Origin of the sequence: Escherichia sp. E14S1 (assembly GCF_004211995.1) — a bacterium.
Taxonomy (GTDB): Bacteria; Pseudomonadota; Gammaproteobacteria; order Enterobacterales; family Enterobacteriaceae; genus Escherichia.
In genome coordinates this window covers 324,916-342,381 of sequence record NZ_RHJQ01000010.1, presented here as the reverse complement: position 1 = coordinate 342,381, position 17,466 = coordinate 324,916, and the positions used below count along the sequence as shown (strand labels likewise).

Below are 17,466 nucleotides of genomic sequence, written 5' to 3'. Positions count from 1 at the left end.
TTAGTGAGATGAAGCTGGTTGAACACTACATCATGCGTGGTACGCGCCGTCTGGTGCTGATTATCGTTGGTTTTTTGATCTTTATCTTCGCCAGTTACTCTGCACAGCGTTACCTGACCGAAGCAGCCAATGGGACTTTAGCGCTTGATGTAGTACTTAATGTTGTTTTCTACAAAGTGCTGATAGCGCTTGAAATGTTACTTCCAGTGGGCCTGTATGTGTCGGTTGGTGTGACACTTGGGCAGATGTATACCGACTCAGAAATTACCGCTATCTCTGCGGCGGGCGCCAGTCCCGCACGTTTGTATAAAGCCGTTCTGTATCTGGCAATTCCATTAAGTATTTTTGTCACGCTGTTGTCGATGTATGGTCGGCCCTGGGCTTATGCGCAGATTTATCAACTGGAACAACAGTCGCAGTCGGAGCTGGATGTTCGCCAGTTGCGGGCAAAGAAATTTAACACTAACGATAACGGACGAATGATCATTTCGCAGACGGTTGATCAGGATAATAATCGCCTGACTGACGCGCTGATTTATACTTCTACTGCCAATCGAACCCGTGTTTTCCGCGCCCGTTCGGTTGATGTGGTTGACCCATCACCCGAGAAACCGACCGTTATGTTGCACAACGGGACCGCCTATCTTCTTGATCATCAGGGGCGTGACGACAACGAACAGATCTACCGTAATCTGCAATTACATCTTAATCCACTGGATCAAAGTGCCAACGTCAAACGTAAAGCATAATCGGTCGCGGAACTGGCGCGCTCTGTATTTCCTGCCGATCATGCCGAACTGCAATGGCGACAAAGCCGTGGCCTGACAGCGTTGTTGATGGCTCTGCTGGCCATCTCTTTAAGTCGGGTAAAACCGCGGCAAGGGCGATTTTCAACGTTACTGCCACTGACGTTGCTGTTTGTTGCCATTTTTTATGGCGGTGACGTCTGCCGTACGCTGGTGGCTAACGGCACGATTCCCCTCATTCCTGGTTTGTGGTTAGTGCCCGGACTCATGCTAATGGGCCTGTTGATGCTGGTCGCACGCGACTTCTCCTTGCTGCAGAAATTTTCCCGATGAATGTTTTCAGTCGCTATTTAATCCGCCATCTCTTCCTCGGTTTTGCTGCCGCTGCCGGGCTACTGCTGCCGCTTTTTACCACCTTCAACTTGATTAACGAACTGGATGATGTCAGTCCGGGTGGTTATCTCTGGACTCAGGCGGTGCTGGTGGTACTGATGACCTTACCGCGCACACTGGTCGAACTTTCGCCGTTTATCGCGTTATTGGGTGGGATTGTTGGTCTCGGGCAGTTATCGAAAAATAGTGAACTTACCGCCATTCGCAGCACGGGGTTTTCTATCTTCCGTATTGCACTGGTGGCGCTGGTCGCCGGGATACTGTGGACTGTTTCGTTAGGCGCGATTGATGAGTGGGTGGCGTCGCCATTGCAGCAACAGGCGCTGCAAATCAAATCTACCGCGATAGCGTTGGGGGATGACGATGACATTACCGGCAATATGCTGTGGGCCAGGCGCGGTAATGAATTTGTGACGGTGAAATCGCTGAACGAACAGGGCCAGCCGGTAGGCATAGAGATATTTCACTATCGCGACGATCTCTCGCTCGAATCCTACATTTATGCACGCAGTGCCACCATTGAAGACGACAAAACGTGGATCCTGCACGGCGTGAATCATAAAAAATGGCTGAATGGCAAAGAAACGCTGGAAACATCAGATAATCTTGGCTGGCAATCGGCCTTCACCAGTATGAATCTTGAAGAGTTATCGATGCCGGGGAATACTTTTTCTGTCCGTCAGCTCAATCATTACATCCATTATTTGCAGGAAACCGGACAACCCAGCAGCGAATACCGCCTTGCACTGTGGGAGAAGCTGGGGCAACCCATTTTAACTCTGGCGATGATTTTACTTGCTGTGCCCTTTACCTTTAGCGCCCCGCGCTCACCAGGGATGGGTAGCCGTCTCGCTGTAGGCGTCATCGTTGGCTTGCTTACCTGGATTAGCTATCAAATCATGGTCAATCTGGGATTGCTATTTGCGTTGAGTGCGCCCGCTACCGCACTCGGTTTACCAGTAGCGTTTGTGCTGGTGGCGTTAATGCTGGTGTATTGGTACGACAGGCAACATTAATAATCCCGCCGAGGGGTAACACCACGGCGGGCTCACGTTACTGCTTCAGAGTAGCGAACGCCTGAATGATGGCATCGATTTGTTCACAACTGTGGGCAGCGTTTACGCTACAGCGCAACAGCGTAATACCCGCAGGCGCGGCAGGTGGCAGGATAAGATTCACATACACGCCCAGCGAAATAAGCTCACGCCAGATGCGTAAACCTTCCTCTTTCGAACCGATTATTACCGGCACTACCGGACTAATATGTGAGCTTAACTCGTAACCCAGTTTTTGCAGCCCGTCATACAGATGGTTGGCATTATCCATCAGTTTTTGCCGCAGCTCTGGTTGAGTGGCAATGGTTCTTAACGACGAGCGCACGGTTGCAATGCAGGAAGGAGAAGGGGAGGCGGTAAAAATATACGGACGGCTGCCGTAGCGCAGCACTTCCATCGCTTCCGAACCCACGGCAAAACCACCAATAGAAGCCAGGCTTTTACTGAAGGTGCCAACGATAATATCCACATCATCTTCAACGCCAACGGCTTCAACCAGTCCGCGCCCCGTTGCGCCTAACACGCCAAATGAATGCGCTTCATCGACAATCAAATAACCGCCGAGACGACGTTTGATATCAACGATTTCCGCCAGCGGTGCGACGTCACCGAGCATACTGTAGATGCCCTCAACGATGATAATCGCCTCTTTTGCTCGTTCACCGAGGCGCACCATGCGACGTTCCAGATCTTTAGCATCGTTATGGCGGAAACGAATGATCTCCGCGCCGCCGAGAGAACAGGCGTCATAAATACTGGCGTGGCTGTCGGCATCCAACAACACCACGGCGTTATGGTCGGCAAGTGCGCTGATGACACCTAAATTAGCGGTATAACCGGTTGAAAAAACGATAGCGGTAGGGCGATTGAAAAACTCGGCGATCTCTTTCTCTAACGCCAGATGCGGCGCATAACTACCATTAGCCATACGTGAACCGGTGGTGCCGGTGCCTTGCGTCGCTAACGCTGCCTGACCATCGGCGATGGCATCATGATTGAAGGTTAAACCGAGATAATTATTGGTCCCGGCCAGAATCACTTTTTTATCGCCAATGCGCCCTTCGGTGGCGGAGTACACTTCATCAATACAGGTGCCAAACGGCGTTAACCCGTTATCGCTAAATTGCAGTCGCTCGCCCGCAAGACGCGCATATTTATCGTATAGCCCCATTATTTATTCTCCAGCCATGGAAGTAGTGTTTCCATTAATTGCACAGGGGTTTTGACATCCAGCAGAATATTAATAGGAATGGAAATATCAAATCTGTCTTCCAGCATCATTAAGAGATCCATCACTTTAATCGACTCCAGGCCGAGATCGTTGACGAGATCGCTGTCAGGCTTAATTTCCACACCGTTTTCGACCAAATCCTGTAAACAGGAAAGGATGTAATCCATTACTATTTCACGATTTACCATAGAAACGTTAACACACCTTTAAACAAGACAATCAAAATAGCCCGTTGCGTAATGCGTGTTCCAGGCTAATCCCGGGAAACCAATTAATATCTTCAGAAATACGGTTATTACTTGCCGACCAGTCGGCGTGGGTTAATTCACGAATTTTCGAGCGGGTCAGCATAGGTTCTTTACCGGCCAGGCGACTCAACGCGGTACTGACATCTGCAAGGCAGGTGAGCAACGGCAGAGGAATGCCGACCATCCGTACAGCTCCTTGACGGGCGGCGGCGGCCAGTTGTTGCACGCGCTGCCAGTCATAGCCACCGGCGACACCATCACATAATTCATACGTTTGCGCCTGTACGGAATCGGCGCTTAACCACTGACCCACGGCTTGCGCAAAATCGGTGACGTGCAGGAAAGAGAGCTGCGTCTCTGGTGCGCCCAGCCGTGGCAGCAGGCCGCGCAGCATCCAGTCAAACAGTGGTTTTAACTCTTTATCGCCGGGGCCATAGACTGCTGTTGGGCGAAAAATGCCCAGCGTAATTTTGTCCGCCACTGCTGCTAGTCGTTGTTCGGCGACGTGTTTGGATTTCGCGTACCAGGAGAGTTCGGGATGGCGCGCCGCCAGCGAAGAGATAAAAAGAAAACGTTGGCAAAAGCCACTCTCTTTTGCCGCCTGCATCAGGCGCAGACTGCCGTCAACGTTACAGCGAGTAAAGACATCCTCTTTGTGTCCGCGTACTTGCCCGGCGCAATGGACCACAGCACCGGCACCAGCAACCAACTCGCTAAGTGAATGCGTATCTTCCAGCGAACCGCGCACCCAGATGAGATTGTCATTGACGTGAGCGCGGGAAGTACGCGTCAATGCGCGGACGTGAAAGCCGCGGGCGAGCAGGTTATCGACAATATATTTACCGATAAACCCGGTAGCGCCCGTTACCGCGACAGTTTGATTCATGCGAGTGATTCCTGCACATGGAAACTGGCGGCAACGGCCTTCTGATAACGTTTTTTGGCTTCTGCGCGGGCGGGCTTGCCGGAAGATGTGCGAGGAATGCTGTGGGGCGGTAACAGGTCGATAGCCGCGGTTACGCCAAATTCGCTTTGTATCCGCGCCGCCAGCGAGTGGATAAGCTGCGTGCGGCGCTCTGCGTCGCTGATCCGACACTGGATCTGCAAAATGATTTTTTCCTGGGCGGTAACAAACGCAATGGCATCGCCAGAGTGAATTTCTGGCTCCTGTTCCGCAATGTATTCAATATCCTGCGGCCAGATATTACGCCCACGAATAATAATCAGGTCTTTAATGCGCCCGGTGACATACAGATAACCGTCCAGCAGATAGCCGAGATCGCCGGTATCTAACCAGCCCGTCGCGGTAATTTCGTCTTGTGAAGCCTGATCGCCAAAGTAACCGCTCATCAGGCTGGGGCCGGAGATGCAAATATGGCCCACCACACGTTCCGCTACTGGTATACCTGCTTCATTACGGATTTCAATGCCATGTTCCGGCAATGCCTTACCACAGTTGACGAAAGTTGATACGGCACGTGTTTCAACACCTGGCTTCACGGCTTTACCCTGGTATTCGAGGATATCGCGATCCACTTCATTGACCACAACTCCGGAGGCTTCATCGGAGAAGCTGACGGCCAGCGCGTTTTCTGCCAGTCCGTAGCAGGGCATAAACGTTTTATCGTCAAAGTTAACCTGACGAAAACATTCAGAAAATTGATGGAGTTGTTCTGCGGAGATGGGTTCAGCGCCAATACCCGCGACGCGCCAGCAGGAGAGATCCAGCTCAGCGAGATCTTTTTCATTCACGCGGCGCTGGCACAATTCATAGCCAAACGGCGGCGCAACGGAAACAGTGCCACGATTTTTACTGATCAATTTAAGCCATTGCAGTGGGCGCATGGCGAAATCCTGGGTGCGCAAATAATCCACCGAAAGCTGCGTGGCTACAGGTGTCAGGAGAAAACCGACCAGCCCCATATCATGGTAGAAAGGCAGCCAGGAGACGCAGCGGTCGCCAGGGCGTAATTTAATGCCATCGTGGCTGATGGCGCGTAGATTAGCCATCACTTCGCGGTGAGTGATGATAACGCCACGGGGAAAACGGGTGCTGCCGGAGGTGTACTGCAAATAGGCGATATCGTCCGGAATTGGACGCTGGAGCGCAACATCGGCTTCCGGTAATGCCTTAAACCAGGCGTGGCTTAAAACATGTAATTCGGGGTTATCATGCGTCGCGGCATTGACCAGCGGCAACCATTCATCGCCAGTGATTATCGCGGCTGGTTGGCAGCTTGCCAGTAAACCTTGCAGTTTGGTGCTCCAGGAATCCCTCTGACCGACGCCCATTGGAATCGCCAATGGTACGGCAACTAATCCAGCATACTGGCAGGCAAAAAATGCCTCGACAAACCCGCTACTGGTTTCGGCAATCAGCGCCACGCGATCGCCTTTTTTCAGGTTCAGCGATAGCAGCCGCCTGGCTCCTGTTTCCGCTCGCACTTTTAAAGTGTGATATTCCAGTTCATCTTCAAGCTGGCTACGCCTGTCATAAAAATTCATTCCGGCGTTACTCAGAGCGGCATAGTCCAAAGCATCAACCAGCGTTGGAAAATCGGCATAGCGCATAGGCAAAGAATGCGTAAAGATTTTATTGGACATATACACCACAAGAAAATTGGATATCAAAAATAAAATGACAATAATGCGGTGGATTATATATGCATAAAAGATAAATGAGATAGTATTTTCATCGTTGTGATATTGAACATTGATTAAGATAATAAGTTCTGCTCTGTTATTTTTTATTGTGAATAATATTTAATTTATGAATGTATTAAGGTGATGCCTTGTCGGGTCGCTTAAGTCTATAAGAGACATTATTGACTGTTTAACGCAGTCACTGGTTTTATCAACATCATTAATAAATATTGTTTTGTCTTCGTTTGTATTCATTGGGTGGATTATTAAGGTGCCATTCGTTGCGGTTACTGCCTGTTTTTCACCGTTAATTATTTGTTATCCACGTAAATATGGAATGCGATCTGCTGATGATTAAAATTGAAAAAGTAATAAATAAAAACGACTTAAAAGCATTTATCGCTTTTCCGTCGTCACTTTATCTCGATGATCCAAACTGGATCCCTCCTTTATGCATTGAACGCAGTGAGCATCTGTCACAAAAGAATCCGGGAACGGACCATATTATCTGGCAGGCATGGGTGGCGAAAAAAGAGGGGCAGGTAGTAGGGCGCATTACCGCGCAAATCGATACCTTGCACCGCGAGCGTTACGGCGAGGATACCGGTCATTTCGGCATGATTGACGCCATTGATGATTCGCAGGTTTTTAAAGCTTTATTTGACGTAGCGGAAGCGTGGTTGAAGTCACAAGGCGCACGCAACATCACCGGGCCTTTCAGCCTGAATATCAATCAGGAAAGCGGATTACTGATTGAAGGTTTTGACACACCACCCAGTGCGATGATGCCGCACGGTAAACCGTGGTATGCCGCGCATATTGAACAACTGGGTTATCACAAAGGTATTGATTTACTGGCGTGGTGGATGCAGCGAACCGATCTCACTTTCTCTCCGGCGCTAAAAAAACTGATGGATCAGGTGCGCAAAAAGGTGACCATTCGCTGCATCAATCGTCAGCGGTTTGCCGAAGAGATGCAGATCCTGCGTGAGATTTTCAACTCCGGCTGGCAGCACAACTGGGGATTTGTGCCGTTTACCGAACATGAATTTGCGACCATGGGCGATCAACTTAAGTATCTGGTGCCGGACGATATGATCTACATCGCCGAGATTGATTCTGCACCCTGCGCGTTTATTGTCGGCTTACCGAACATCAACGAGGCGATTGCCGATCTGAACGGATCGCTCTTTCCCTTCGGCTGGGCAAAATTGCTGTGGCGCTTGAAAGTCAGCGGTGTGCGGACCGCGCGAGTGCCGCTAATGGGGGTTCGCGACGAGTATCAGTTCAGCCGCATCGGCCCGGTGATTGCGCTGTTATTGATTGAAGCCTTACATGATCCGTTTGCCCGCCGGAAGATCGATGCGCTGGAAATGTCATGGATCCTCGAAACCAATACAGGCATGAATAACATGCTGGAACGCATTGGGGCGGAGCCGTACAAGCGTTACCGCTTGTATGAAAAGCAGATTTAACTCCAGCTAACTCTGGTTCATTTCCAGCGGCACCGCCGAACGAATCAAATGGTGGCCTTCCAGTTCGATATCGTGGAGATTCTTTTTCACGGTCATCACATGATCGCGGGCGGCGCGCTGGGCGACATGCGGGAGTCGCTGCAACACCGCGTTATAGATCCGCGCATGCTGGCGATCGATCTGTTTTTTTTGCTGTGGTCGATGGTAGAGATTATTCACGCTGGCAAACACCGAATTAAACATTAGATCGGTCAATGATTGCAGCGTAAACACCAGCACCTGATTGTGGGAAGCCTGACAAATGGCGAGATGGAAAGCGTGATCCAGCTGTGCATGTTCGATCAGCGAAAGCTCTTTGTTGTGCTCACTGGCAGCGAGCATTTTTTCATAACAGCGGGTTATCAAAACAAAATCAGCCTGGGTTCCCAGCGTAGCCGCCAACCTTGCCGATTCGCCCTCCAGCAATGCGCGAACGTCAAGCAGATCGTACAGCGTTCGCGGCTGCGTGCTGAACAGATGAATTAGCGGGCTGGTGTCCTGGACCCGATTAAGCCGCGCGACCCGAGAATCGCGACCCTGCGCTGTTTCAATAATCCCGCGCCCGCGCAGCACGGTCAGTCCTTCACGCAGTGCGGAACGCGAGAAGCCGAGCTTTTCGCACAGCCGACGCTCCGAGGGAAGCGGCTGACCGACCTTCAGTACGCCGTCGATAATTAACCGTTCGATACTCTCAGCAACTACTTCGCAAATAGGGCGACGTTCATCTTTCATTCCCGGACCTCGTGCACAGGTAGGACCAATTTTTCTGTTCTTAACTCGCGAAACACGTACATCACGTAAGTGATTATGTTACATCAATTTAACATTGAGTTAACCAACGCGAAGTCACAGAGATGGAAAAAAAATGGTCTGACCGGTAGCTAAAGAGATAGACGAAAACGAAAACCCCGCTTAATAACTGTTCACAGAAGCAGCGCGCAAAAATCAGCTGCCACACAACACAACAAAGCGAACCCTACTCATGAGCATCTTGTACGAAGAGCGTCTTGATGGCGCTTTACCCGATGTCGACCGCACATCGGTACTGATGGCACTGCGTGAGCATGTCCCTGGACTGGAGATCCTGCATACCGATGAGGAGATCACTCCTTACGAATGTGACGGGTTGAGCGCGTATCGCACGCGTCCATTACTGGTTGTTCTGCCTAAGCAGATGGAACAGGTGACGGCGATTCTGGCCGTTTGCCACCGCCTGCGTGTGCCGGTGGTGACCCGTGGCGCAGGCACCGGGCTTTCTGGCGGCGCGCTGCCGCTGGAAAAAGGTGTGTTGTTGGTGATGGCGCGCTTTAAAGAGATCCTCGACATTAACCCCGTCGGACGCCGTGCGCGCGTGCAGCCGGGCGTGCGTAACCTGGCGATCTCCCAGGCCGTAGCACCGCATAATCTCTATTATGCACCGGACCCTTCCTCGCAAATCGCCTGTTCGATTGGCGGCAACGTGGCGGAAAACGCGGGGGGCGTCCACTGCCTGAAATATGGTCTGACCGTACATAACCTGCTGAAAATTGAAGTGCAAACGCTGGACGGCGAGGCGCTGACGCTGGGATCGGACGCGCTGGATTCGCCTGGTTTTGACCTGCTGGCGCTGTTCACCGGATCGGAAGGTATGCTCGGCGTGACCACCGAAGTGACGGTAAAACTGCTGCCGAAGCCGCCCGTGGCGCGTGTGTTGTTAGCCAGCTTTGACTCGGTAGAAAAAGCCGGACTTGCGGTTGGTGACATCATCGCCAATGGCATTATCCCCGGCGGGCTGGAGATGATGGATAACCTGTCGATCCGCGCGGCAGAAGATTTTATTCATGCCGGTTATCCCGTCGACGCCGAAGCGATTTTGTTATGCGAGCTGGACGGCGTGGAGTCTGACGTACAGGAAGACTGCGAGCGAGTTAACGACATCTTACTGAAAGCGGGCGCGACTGACGTCCGTCTGGCACAGGATGAAGCAGAGCGCGTACGTTTCTGGGCTGGCCGCAAGAACGCTTTTCCGGCGGTGGGGCGCATCTCTCCCGATTACTACTGCATGGACGGCACCATCCCACGCCGCGCGCTACCTGGCGTACTGGAAGGCATTGCCCGTTTATCGCAGCAATATGATTTACGCGTCGCCAACGTCTTTCATGCCGGAGACGGCAACATGCACCCGTTAATCCTTTTCGATGCCAACGAACCCGGTGAATTTGCCCGCGCGGAAGAGCTGGGCGGGAAGATCCTCGAACTCTGCGTTGAAGTGGGCGGCAGCATCAGTGGGGAACATGGCATCGGGCGCGAAAAAATCAATCAAATGTGCGCCCAGTTCAACAGCGATGAAATCACGACCTTCCATGCAGTCAAGGCGGCGTTTGATCCCGATGGTTTGCTGAACCCAGGAAAAAACATCCCCACGCTACACCGCTGTGCTGAATTTGGTGCCATGCACGTGCATCACGGTCATTTACCTTTCCCTGAACTGGAGCGTTTCTGATGCTACGCGAGTGTGATTACAGCCAGGCGCTGCTGGAGCAGGTGAATCAGGCGATTAGTAATAAAACGCCGCTGGTGATTCAGGGAAGCAATAGCAAAGCCTTTTTAGGCCGTCCTGTCACCGGGCAAACGCTGGATGTGCGTTGTCATCGCGGCATTGTTAATTACGACCCGACCGAGCTGGTGATAACCGCGCGTGCCGGAACGCCGCTGGTGGCGATTGAAGCGGCGCTGGAAAGCGCGGGGCAAATGCTCCCCTGCGAGCCGCCGCATTATGGTGAAGAAGCTACCTGGGGCGGGATGGTCGCCTGCGGGCTGGCGGGGCCGCGTCGCCCGTGGAGCGGTTCGGTCCGCGATTTTGTCCTCGGCACGCGCATCATTACCGGCACAGGAAAACATCTGCGTTTTGGCGGCGAAGTGATGAAAAACGTTGCCGGATACGATCTCTCGCGATTAATGGCCGGAAGCTACGGTTGTCTTGGCGTGCTCACTGAAATCTCAATGAAAGTGTTACCGCGACCGCGCGCCACCCTGAGCCTGCGTCGGGAAATCAGCCTGCAAGAAGCCATGAGTGAAATCGCCCAGTGGCAACTTCAGCCGCTACCCATTAGTGGCTTATGTTACTTCGACAACGCGTTGTGGATCCGCCTTGAAGGCGGTGAAGGATCGGTGAAAGCGGCGCGTGAACTGCTGGGGGGCGAAGAGGTTGCGGGTCAGTTCTGGCAGCAATTGCGTGAACAACAACTGCCGTTCTTCTCGTTACCAGGTACCTTATGGCGCATTTCATTACCCAGCGATGCGCCGATGATGGATTTACCCGGCGAACAACTGATCGACTGGGGCGGCGCGTTACGCTGGCTGAAATCGACAGCCGATGACAATCAAATCCATCGCATCGCCCGCAACGCTGGCGGTCATGCGACCCGCTTTAGTGCCGGAGATGGCGGCTTTGCCGCGCTACCGGCTCCTTTATTCCGCTATCACCAGCAGCTTAAACAGCAGCTCGATCCTTGCGGCGTGTTTAACCCCGGTCGCATGTACGCGGAACTTTAAGGAGCAGGCTATGCAAACCCGGTTAACCGAAGAGATGCGGCAGAACGCGCGAGCGCAGGAAGCCGACAGCATCCTGCGCGCCTGTGTTCATTGCGGATTTTGTACCGCAACCTGCCCAACTTATCAGCTATTGGGCGATGAACTGGACGGGCCGCGCGGGCGCATCTATCTGATTAAACAGGTGTTGGAAGGCAACGAAGTTACGCTTAAAACACAGGAGCATCTCGATCGCTGTCTCACTTGCCGTAATTGTGAAACCACCTGTCCTTCTGGTGTGCGCTATCACAATTTGCTGGATATCGGGCGTGATATTGTCGAGCAGAAAGTGAAACGCCCACTGCCGGAGCGAATGCTGCGCGAAGGGCTGCGTCAGGTGGTGCCGCGTCCGGCGGTCTTTCGCGCATTGACGCAGGTAGGGCTGGTGCTGCGACCGTTTTTGCCAGAACAGATAAGAGCAAAATTACCCGCTGAAACGGTGAAAGCCAAACCGCGTCCACCGCTGCGCCATAAGCGCCGGGTTTTAATGCTGGAAGGTTGCGCCCAGCCTACACTTTCGCCCAACACTAACGCGGCAACCGCGCGGGTGCTGGATCGTCTGGGGATCAGCGTCATGCCAGCTAACGAAGCAGGCTGTTGTGGCGCGGTGGACTATCATCTTAATGCGCAAGAGAAAGGGTTAGCGCGGGCGCGAAATAACATTGATGCCTGGTGGCCCGCGCTTGAAGCAGGTGCCGAGGCAATTTTGCAAACCGCCAGCGGCTGCGGCGCGTTCGTTAAAGAGTATGGGCAGATGCTGAAAAACGATGCGTTGTATGCCGATAAAGCGCGTCAGGTCAGTGAGCTGGCGGTCGATTTAGTCGAACTTCTGCGCGAGGAACCGCTGGAAAAACTGGCAATTCGCGGCGATAAAAAACTGGCCTTCCACTGCCCGTGTACCCTACAACATGCGCAAAAGCTGAACGGCGAAGTGGAAAAAGTGTTGCTTCGTCTTGGATTTACCTTAACCGATGTTCCCGACAGCCATCTGTGCTGCGGGTCGGCGGGAACATATGCGTTAACGCATCCCGATCTGGCGCGCCAGTTGCGGGATAACAAAATGAATGCGCTGGAAAGCGGCAAACCGGAAATGATCGTCACCGCCAACATTGGTTGCCAGACGCATCTGGCGAGCGCCGGTCGTACCTCTGTGCGTCACTGGATTGAAATTGTAGAACAAGCCCTTGAAAAGGAATAACAAAATGAAAACTAAAGTCATTCTTAGCCAGCAAATGGCGAGTGCAATTATTGCCGCAGGTCAGGAAGAAGCGCAGAAAAATAACTGGTCTGTTTCCATTGCTGTTGCCGATGACGGCGGTCATCTGCTGGCGTTAAGTCGCATGGACGATTGCGCGCCGATAGCGGCCTACATCTCTCAGGAGAAAGCGCGTACTGCCGCGCTGGGGCGTCGCGAAACTAAGGGCTATGAAGAGATGGTGAACAACGGACGTACCGCGTTCGTGACTGCGCCGTTACTGACGTCGCTGGAAGGTGGCGTACCGGTTGTTGTTGATGGACAAATTATTGGTGCCGTGGGCGTTTCTGGTTTAACCGGAGCACAGGATGCGCAGGTCGCGAAAGCGGCAGCAGCGGTGTTGGCGAAATAAGCGAAAACGAGGAGATAAACAATGAGTCAAACCATAACCCAGGGCCGTTTACGCATTGACGCCAATTTTAAACGTTTTGTGGATGAAGAAGTTTTACCGGGAACAGGGCTGGACGCTGCGGCGTTCTGGCGCAATTTTGATGAGATCGTTCACGATCTGGCGCCAGAAAATCGTCAATTACTGGCAGAGCGCGATCGCATTCAGGCGGCGCTGGACGAATGGCATCGCAGCAATCCGGGGCCGGTAAAAGACAAAGCGGCTTATAAATCTTTCCTGCGTGAACTGGGCTATCTCGTGCCGCAGCCGGACCACGTTACGGTGGAAACCACGGGCATCGATAGCGAAATCACCAGTCAGGCGGGGCCACAACTGGTGGTTCCGGCGATGAACGCCCGCTACGCGCTGAACGCGGCAAACGCTCGCTGGGGCTCACTGTACGATGCGTTATACGGCAGCGACATCATCCCACAGGAAGGGGCGATGGTCAGTGGCTACGATCCGCAGCGCGGTGAGCAGGTTATCGCCTGGGTTCGGCGTTTCCTCGATGAATCTCTACCGCTGGAAAACGGCAGCTATCAGGATGTGGTGGCGTTTAAGGTGGTCGACAAACAATTACGTATCCAGTTGAAAAATGGTAAAGAAACCACGTTACGTACTCCGGCACAGTTTGTCGGTTACCGTGGTAATGCCGCTGCGCCGACCTGCATTTTGCTGAAAAATAACGGCCTGCATATTGAGCTGCAAATCGATGCCAACGGGCGGATTGGCAAAGACGATCCGGCGCACATCAACGACGTTATCGTTGAAGCCGCCATCAGTACCATTCTCGACTGTGAAGATTCGGTCGCTGCGGTTGATGCGGAAGATAAAATCCTGCTGTACCGTAACCTGCTGGGCCTGATGCAGGGGACTCTGCAAGAGAAAATGGAGAAAAACGGTCGGCAAATCGTGCGTAAACTGAATGACGATCGTCAGTACACCGCCGCCGATGGCTCTGAAATTTCTCTGCACGGGCGCTCGCTGCTGTTTATCCGTAACGTAGGTCATTTGATGACCATTCCCGTAATTTGGGACAGCGAAGGCAATGAAATTCCGGAAGGTATTCTTGATGGCGTCATGACTGGCGCGATTGCCCTCTATGATTTAAAAGTGCAGAAAAACTCGCGCACTGGCAGCGTCTATATTGTGAAGCCGAAAATGCACGGTCCGCAGGAAGTGGCGTTCGCCAACAAACTGTTTACCCGCGTTGAGGCAATGCTCGGTATGGCACCGAATACCCTGAAAATGGGCATTATGGATGAAGAACGCCGGACCTCGCTGAACTTGCGTAGCTGTATCGCTCAGGCGCGCAACCGCGTGGCGTTCATCAATACCGGTTTCCTCGACCGTACTGGCGATGAGATGCATTCGGTGATGGAAGCTGGCCCGATGCTGCGTAAAAACCAGATGAAATCGACGCCGTGGATCAAAGCCTACGAGCGCAATAACGTGCTTTCCGGTCTGTTCTGCGGGCTGCGCGGTAAAGCGCAAATCGGCAAAGGCATGTGGGCAATGCCGGACCTGATGGCAGACATGTACAGCCAGAAGGGCGACCAGTTACGTGCCGGGGCAAACACGGCCTGGGTTCCGTCGCCAACTGCCGCTACGCTCCATGCGCTGCACTACCACCAAACCAACGTACAGAGCGTGCAAGCCAACATTGCCCAGACCGAGTTCAATGCTGAATTTGAACCGCTGCTGGACGATCTGCTGACCATTCCGGTTGCTGAAAATGCTAACTGGTCGGCGCAAGAGATCCAACAAGAGCTGGATAACAACGTGCAGGGGATTCTGGGGTACGTGGTGCGTTGGGTAGAGCAGGGGATTGGTTGTTCAAAAGTGCCGGATATTCACAACGTGGCGCTGATGGAAGACCGTGCAACGCTGCGCATCTCCAGCCAGCATATTGCCAACTGGTTACGCCACGGCATTCTGACCAATGAGCAGGTGCAGGCGTCACTGGAGAATATGGCGAAAGTGGTTGATCAGCAAAACGCTGGCGATCCGGCTTATCGTCCGATGGCGGGGAATTTCGCTAACTCGTGTGCTTTTAAAGCCGCCAGCGATTTGATCTTCCTCGGCGTGAAACAGCCAAACGGTTATACCGAACCGTTATTACACGCCTGGCGTTTACGCGAAAAAGAAAGTCATTAATAGCGTCAAAAAAAGCCCCGGCAAGTTTTATTGTCGGGGCTATTATAGTAACTGCGGTAGTACATTTATCCCGGAAATAACCGGAGCGATTATCAGGGTTTAACAAAATTAAATACCCGCAGCGCATTACTAGCGGGCCTAAAACAACAATATGGACATCTTAACGATACTCTGCACCTGCGTGTGCGGAATAGAACCCCTTACCCGATATACTTGTTATGCCAGAGGTAGCAATTGCGTTAGCAGCGTACTGTTGCTGTAAAGTATAACGCCTATATTTTACAGTTCAGTCCTCTTTTGCTTATTACAACCTTAATCATATCAAGCATATAAAGATAATAAGAGACTGAACAATATGGTTACCTGGACCCAAATGTATATGCCGATGGGAGGACTGGGGCTATCCGCTCTGGTTGCCCTGATCCCAATAATATTCTTCTTCGTTGCACTTGCGGTATTACGTCTGAAAGGGCATGTCGCTGGAGCAATAACCCTTATATTATCTATCCTGATTGCGATATTCGCCTTTAAAATGCCGATTGATATGGCATTTGCTGCTGCGGGCTATGGCTTTATTTATGGATTATGGCCAATTGCCTGGATTATTGTCGCGGCGGTTTTCCTGTATAAATTAACCGTTGCCAGCGGTCAGTTTGATATTATCCGCAGCTCGGTTATCTCCATCACCGACGATCAGCGTTTGCAGGTGTTACTGATTGGTTTCTCCTTTGGCGCGTTGCTGGAAGGGGCGGCAGGCTTTGGCGCACCGGTGGCAATTACAGGGGCATTGCTGGTGGGCCTGGGCTTCAAACCGTTATACGCGGCGGGGCTGTGTCTGATTGCTAACACTGCGCCGGTGGCGTTTGGTGCGTTGGGCGTGCCGATACTGGTCGCCGGTCAGGTGACCGGAATCGATCCGTTCCACATTGGTGCAATGGCGGGACGTCAGTTGCCGTTCCTGTCGGTACTGGTGCCGTTCTGGCTGGTAGCGATGATGGATGGCTGGAAAGGGGTGAAAGAGACGTGGCCAGCGGCGCTGGTTGCGGGTGGTAGCTTTGCGGTTACCCAGTTCTTTACCTCTAACTACATTGGTCCTGAGCTGCCGGATATTACTTCGGCGCTGGTGAGTATCGTCTCACTGTCTTTATTCCTTAAAGTCTGGCGACCGAAAAATACCGAAACGGCAATCAGCATGGGGCAATCCGCAGGTGCGATGGTGGTGAATAAACCGTCTTCTGGCGGTCCCGTGCCTTCAGAATATAGTCTGGGGCAAATCATTCGCGCGTGGTCACCGTTTTTAATCTTAACGGTGCTGGTCACCATCTGGACCATGAAACCGTTTAAAGCGTTATTTGCTCCGGGCGGCGCGTTTTATTCGCTGGTGATTAATTTCCAGATCCCTCATTTGCATCAACAAGTCTTGAAAGCGGCCCCCATTGTCGCCCAGCCGACGCCAATGGACGCGGTGTTTAAATTCGACCCGCTCTCTGCTGGCGGCACCGCTATTTTCATTGCAGCGATTATCTCTATCTTCATCCTCGGCGTGGGGATCAAGAAAGGTATTAGTGTCTTTGCCGAAACGCTAATTAGCCTGAAGTGGCCGATACTGTCGATTGGCATGGTGCTGGCATTTGCCTTCGTGACCAACTATTCCGGTATGTCTACCACACTGGCGCTGGTACTGGCGGGTACTGGTGTGATGTTCCCGTTCTTTTCGCCATTCCTCGGCTGGCTGGGGGTATTCCTTACCGGCTCGGACACCTCCTCGAACGCTCTGTTTGGTTCACTACAATCAACCACGGCGCAGCAAATCAACGTCTCTGACACTCTGCTGGTGGCAGCAAATACCAGCGGCGGCGTAACTGGCAAGATGATCTCCCCGCAATCTATCGCCGTGGCCTGCGCCGCGACGGGCATGGTGGGCCGAGAATCTGAACTGTTCCGCTACACCGTGAAGCACAGTCTGATTTTTGCCAGCGTTATCGGCATTATCACCCTGCTGCAGGCATATGTGTTTACCGGAATGTTAGTTTCGTAAGTCAATAATGCCGGATGATCGTCAATATCATCCGGCTTCTTTCTACTCACGTTTCATTATCCTGACTAAATAATTGTAAAATCATTTCGTTGTTTATTATCCATGCATAAATAATATTTCGTGTTCAGATAACTCGCTAAATAATTAAGGGAGTGAGAATATCTATTTTTTTGTCACGCAAAACAAGTCTGTATTAATTGTGTTCGCTTGATGAGCAAACACCGTGCT

13 protein-coding genes and 1 pseudogene are annotated in these 17,466 nt (G+C 52.3%); 9 read left to right on the top strand and 5 right to left on the bottom strand.

Features of this window, described 5'->3' with window-relative positions:
• The first annotated feature begins 8 nt into the window (after positions 1 to 8).
• Both lptF and lptG read left to right on the top strand, forming a co-directional pair.
• Positions 9 to 1,079: pseudogene (lptF, locus tag D9734_RS13160) on the top strand (LPS export ABC transporter permease LptF).
• Entirely contained in the window at positions 1,076 to 2,155 is a 1,080-nt protein-coding gene (lptG, locus tag D9734_RS13155) for an LPS export ABC transporter permease LptG (RefSeq protein ID WP_130208011.1), read from the top strand. The pseudogene lptF and the gene lptG overlap by 4 nt, the downstream one beginning before the upstream one ends.
• Before the next feature lie 37 nt (positions 2,156 to 2,192).
• Here the strand turns inward: lptG and D9734_RS13150 are convergent, their stop codons facing one another.
• From D9734_RS13150 to D9734_RS13135, 4 genes are read right to left on the bottom strand one after another with little or no spacing between them, the layout of a single operon-like run.
• Complete coding sequence (locus D9734_RS13150; RefSeq protein WP_130208009.1) at positions 2,193 to 3,365, bottom strand: aminotransferase class I/II-fold pyridoxal phosphate-dependent enzyme; 1,173 nt, start codon at positions 3,363 to 3,365, stop codon at positions 2,193 to 2,195.
• A complete protein-coding gene (locus D9734_RS13145) occupies positions 3,365 to 3,613 on the bottom strand; it encodes an acyl carrier protein (protein ID WP_001697422.1) in 249 nt (82 codons plus the stop codon). The genes D9734_RS13150 and D9734_RS13145 overlap by 1 nt, the downstream gene beginning before the upstream one ends.
• Positions 3,614 to 3,644: 31 nt before the next feature.
• Positions 3,645 to 4,559 carry an NAD-dependent epimerase/dehydratase family protein gene (locus D9734_RS13140; RefSeq protein WP_130208007.1) on the bottom strand — a complete coding sequence of 305 codons (915 nt, stop codon included), beginning with the start codon at positions 4,557 to 4,559 and terminating at the stop codon, positions 3,645 to 3,647.
• On the bottom strand, positions 4,556 to 6,277 hold the full coding sequence (locus D9734_RS13135; protein WP_240780541.1) for a fatty acyl-AMP ligase: 1,722 nt from the start codon (positions 6,275 to 6,277) through the stop codon (positions 4,556 to 4,558). The genes D9734_RS13140 and D9734_RS13135 overlap by 4 nt, the downstream gene beginning before the upstream one ends.
• 371 nt (positions 6,278 to 6,648) lie before the next feature.
• Between D9734_RS13135 and yghO the strand changes: the two genes are divergently transcribed.
• Positions 6,649 to 7,791 carry a protein YghO gene (yghO, locus tag D9734_RS13130; RefSeq protein ID WP_205712818.1) on the top strand — a complete coding sequence of 381 codons (1,143 nt, stop codon included), beginning with the start codon at positions 6,649 to 6,651 and terminating at the stop codon, positions 7,789 to 7,791.
• 6 nt (positions 7,792 to 7,797) lie between these two features.
• Here the strand turns inward: yghO and glcC are convergent, their stop codons facing one another.
• A complete protein-coding gene (gene glcC, locus D9734_RS13125) occupies positions 7,798 to 8,562 on the bottom strand; it encodes a transcriptional regulator GlcC (RefSeq protein ID WP_130208005.1) in 765 nt (254 codons plus the stop codon).
• 250 nt (positions 8,563 to 8,812) lie between these two features.
• Between glcC and glcD the strand changes: the two genes are divergently transcribed.
• The 6 genes from glcD (at position 8,813) to glcA (ending at position 17,238) form a co-directional block, all read left to right on the top strand.
• Entirely contained in the window at positions 8,813 to 10,312 is a 1,500-nt protein-coding gene (gene glcD, locus D9734_RS13120) for a glycolate oxidase subunit GlcD (RefSeq protein WP_125097517.1), read from the top strand.
• Complete coding sequence (glcE, locus tag D9734_RS13115; RefSeq protein ID WP_130208003.1) at positions 10,312 to 11,364, top strand: glycolate oxidase subunit GlcE; 1,053 nt, start codon at positions 10,312 to 10,314, stop codon at positions 11,362 to 11,364. Before glcD ends, glcE begins: the two co-directional genes overlap by 1 nt.
• Positions 11,365 to 11,374: 10 nt before the next feature.
• Positions 11,375 to 12,598, top strand: a complete 1,224-nt coding sequence (gene glcF / locus D9734_RS13110) for a glycolate oxidase subunit GlcF (RefSeq protein WP_130208001.1) — start codon at positions 11,375 to 11,377, stop codon at positions 12,596 to 12,598.
• Between the two features lie 4 nt (positions 12,599 to 12,602).
• Positions 12,603 to 13,007, top strand: coding sequence for a GlcG family protein (locus D9734_RS13105; RefSeq protein WP_000853256.1), 405 nt, complete (start codon positions 12,603 to 12,605; stop codon positions 13,005 to 13,007).
• A 21-nt stretch (positions 13,008 to 13,028) separates the two neighbouring features.
• Positions 13,029 to 15,200: a malate synthase G gene (gene glcB / locus D9734_RS13100; protein ID WP_130207999.1), complete on the top strand. Its 2,172-nt coding sequence runs from the start codon at positions 13,029 to 13,031 to the stop codon at positions 15,198 to 15,200.
• A 355-nt stretch (positions 15,201 to 15,555) separates the two neighbouring features.
• A complete protein-coding gene (gene glcA, locus D9734_RS13095) occupies positions 15,556 to 17,238 on the top strand; it encodes a glycolate permease GlcA (protein WP_130207997.1) in 1,683 nt (560 codons plus the stop codon).
• The last annotated feature ends 228 nt before the right edge of the window (positions 17,239 to 17,466 follow it).

Excerpts from the sequence above, each read along its gene's own strand:
- glcE (WP_130208003.1), top strand. The coding sequence starts at position 10,312 with ATGCTACGCGAGTGTGATTACAGCCAGGCGCTGCTGGAGCAGGTGAAT.
- glcF (WP_130208001.1), top strand. The coding sequence starts at position 11,375 with ATGCAAACCCGGTTAACCGAAGAGATGCGGCAGAACGCGCGAGCGCAG.
- D9734_RS13140 (WP_130208007.1), bottom strand. The coding sequence starts at position 4,559 with ATGAATCAAACTGTCGCGGTAACGGGCGCTACCGGGTTTATCGGTAAA.
- yghO (WP_205712818.1), top strand. The coding sequence starts at position 6,649 with ATGGAATGCGATCTGCTGATGATTAAAATTGAAAAAGTAATAAATAAA.
- glcB (WP_130207999.1), top strand. The coding sequence starts at position 13,029 with ATGAGTCAAACCATAACCCAGGGCCGTTTACGCATTGACGCCAATTTT.
- glcA (WP_130207997.1), top strand. The coding sequence starts at position 15,556 with ATGGTTACCTGGACCCAAATGTATATGCCGATGGGAGGACTGGGGCTA.
- D9734_RS13105 (WP_000853256.1), top strand. The coding sequence starts at position 12,603 with ATGAAAACTAAAGTCATTCTTAGCCAGCAAATGGCGAGTGCAATTATT.
- D9734_RS13145 (WP_001697422.1), bottom strand. The coding sequence starts at position 3,613 with ATGGTAAATCGTGAAATAGTAATGGATTACATCCTTTCCTGTTTACAG.
- D9734_RS13150 (WP_130208009.1), bottom strand. The coding sequence starts at position 3,365 with ATGGGGCTATACGATAAATATGCGCGTCTTGCGGGCGAGCGACTGCAA.
- D9734_RS13135 (WP_240780541.1), bottom strand. The coding sequence starts at position 6,277 with ATGTCCAATAAAATCTTTACGCATTCTTTGCCTATGCGCTATGCCGAT.
- glcD (WP_125097517.1), top strand. The coding sequence starts at position 8,813 with ATGAGCATCTTGTACGAAGAGCGTCTTGATGGCGCTTTACCCGATGTC.
- lptG (WP_130208011.1), top strand. The coding sequence starts at position 1,076 with ATGAATGTTTTCAGTCGCTATTTAATCCGCCATCTCTTCCTCGGTTTT.
- glcC (WP_130208005.1), bottom strand. The coding sequence starts at position 8,562 with ATGAAAGATGAACGTCGCCCTATTTGCGAAGTAGTTGCTGAGAGTATC.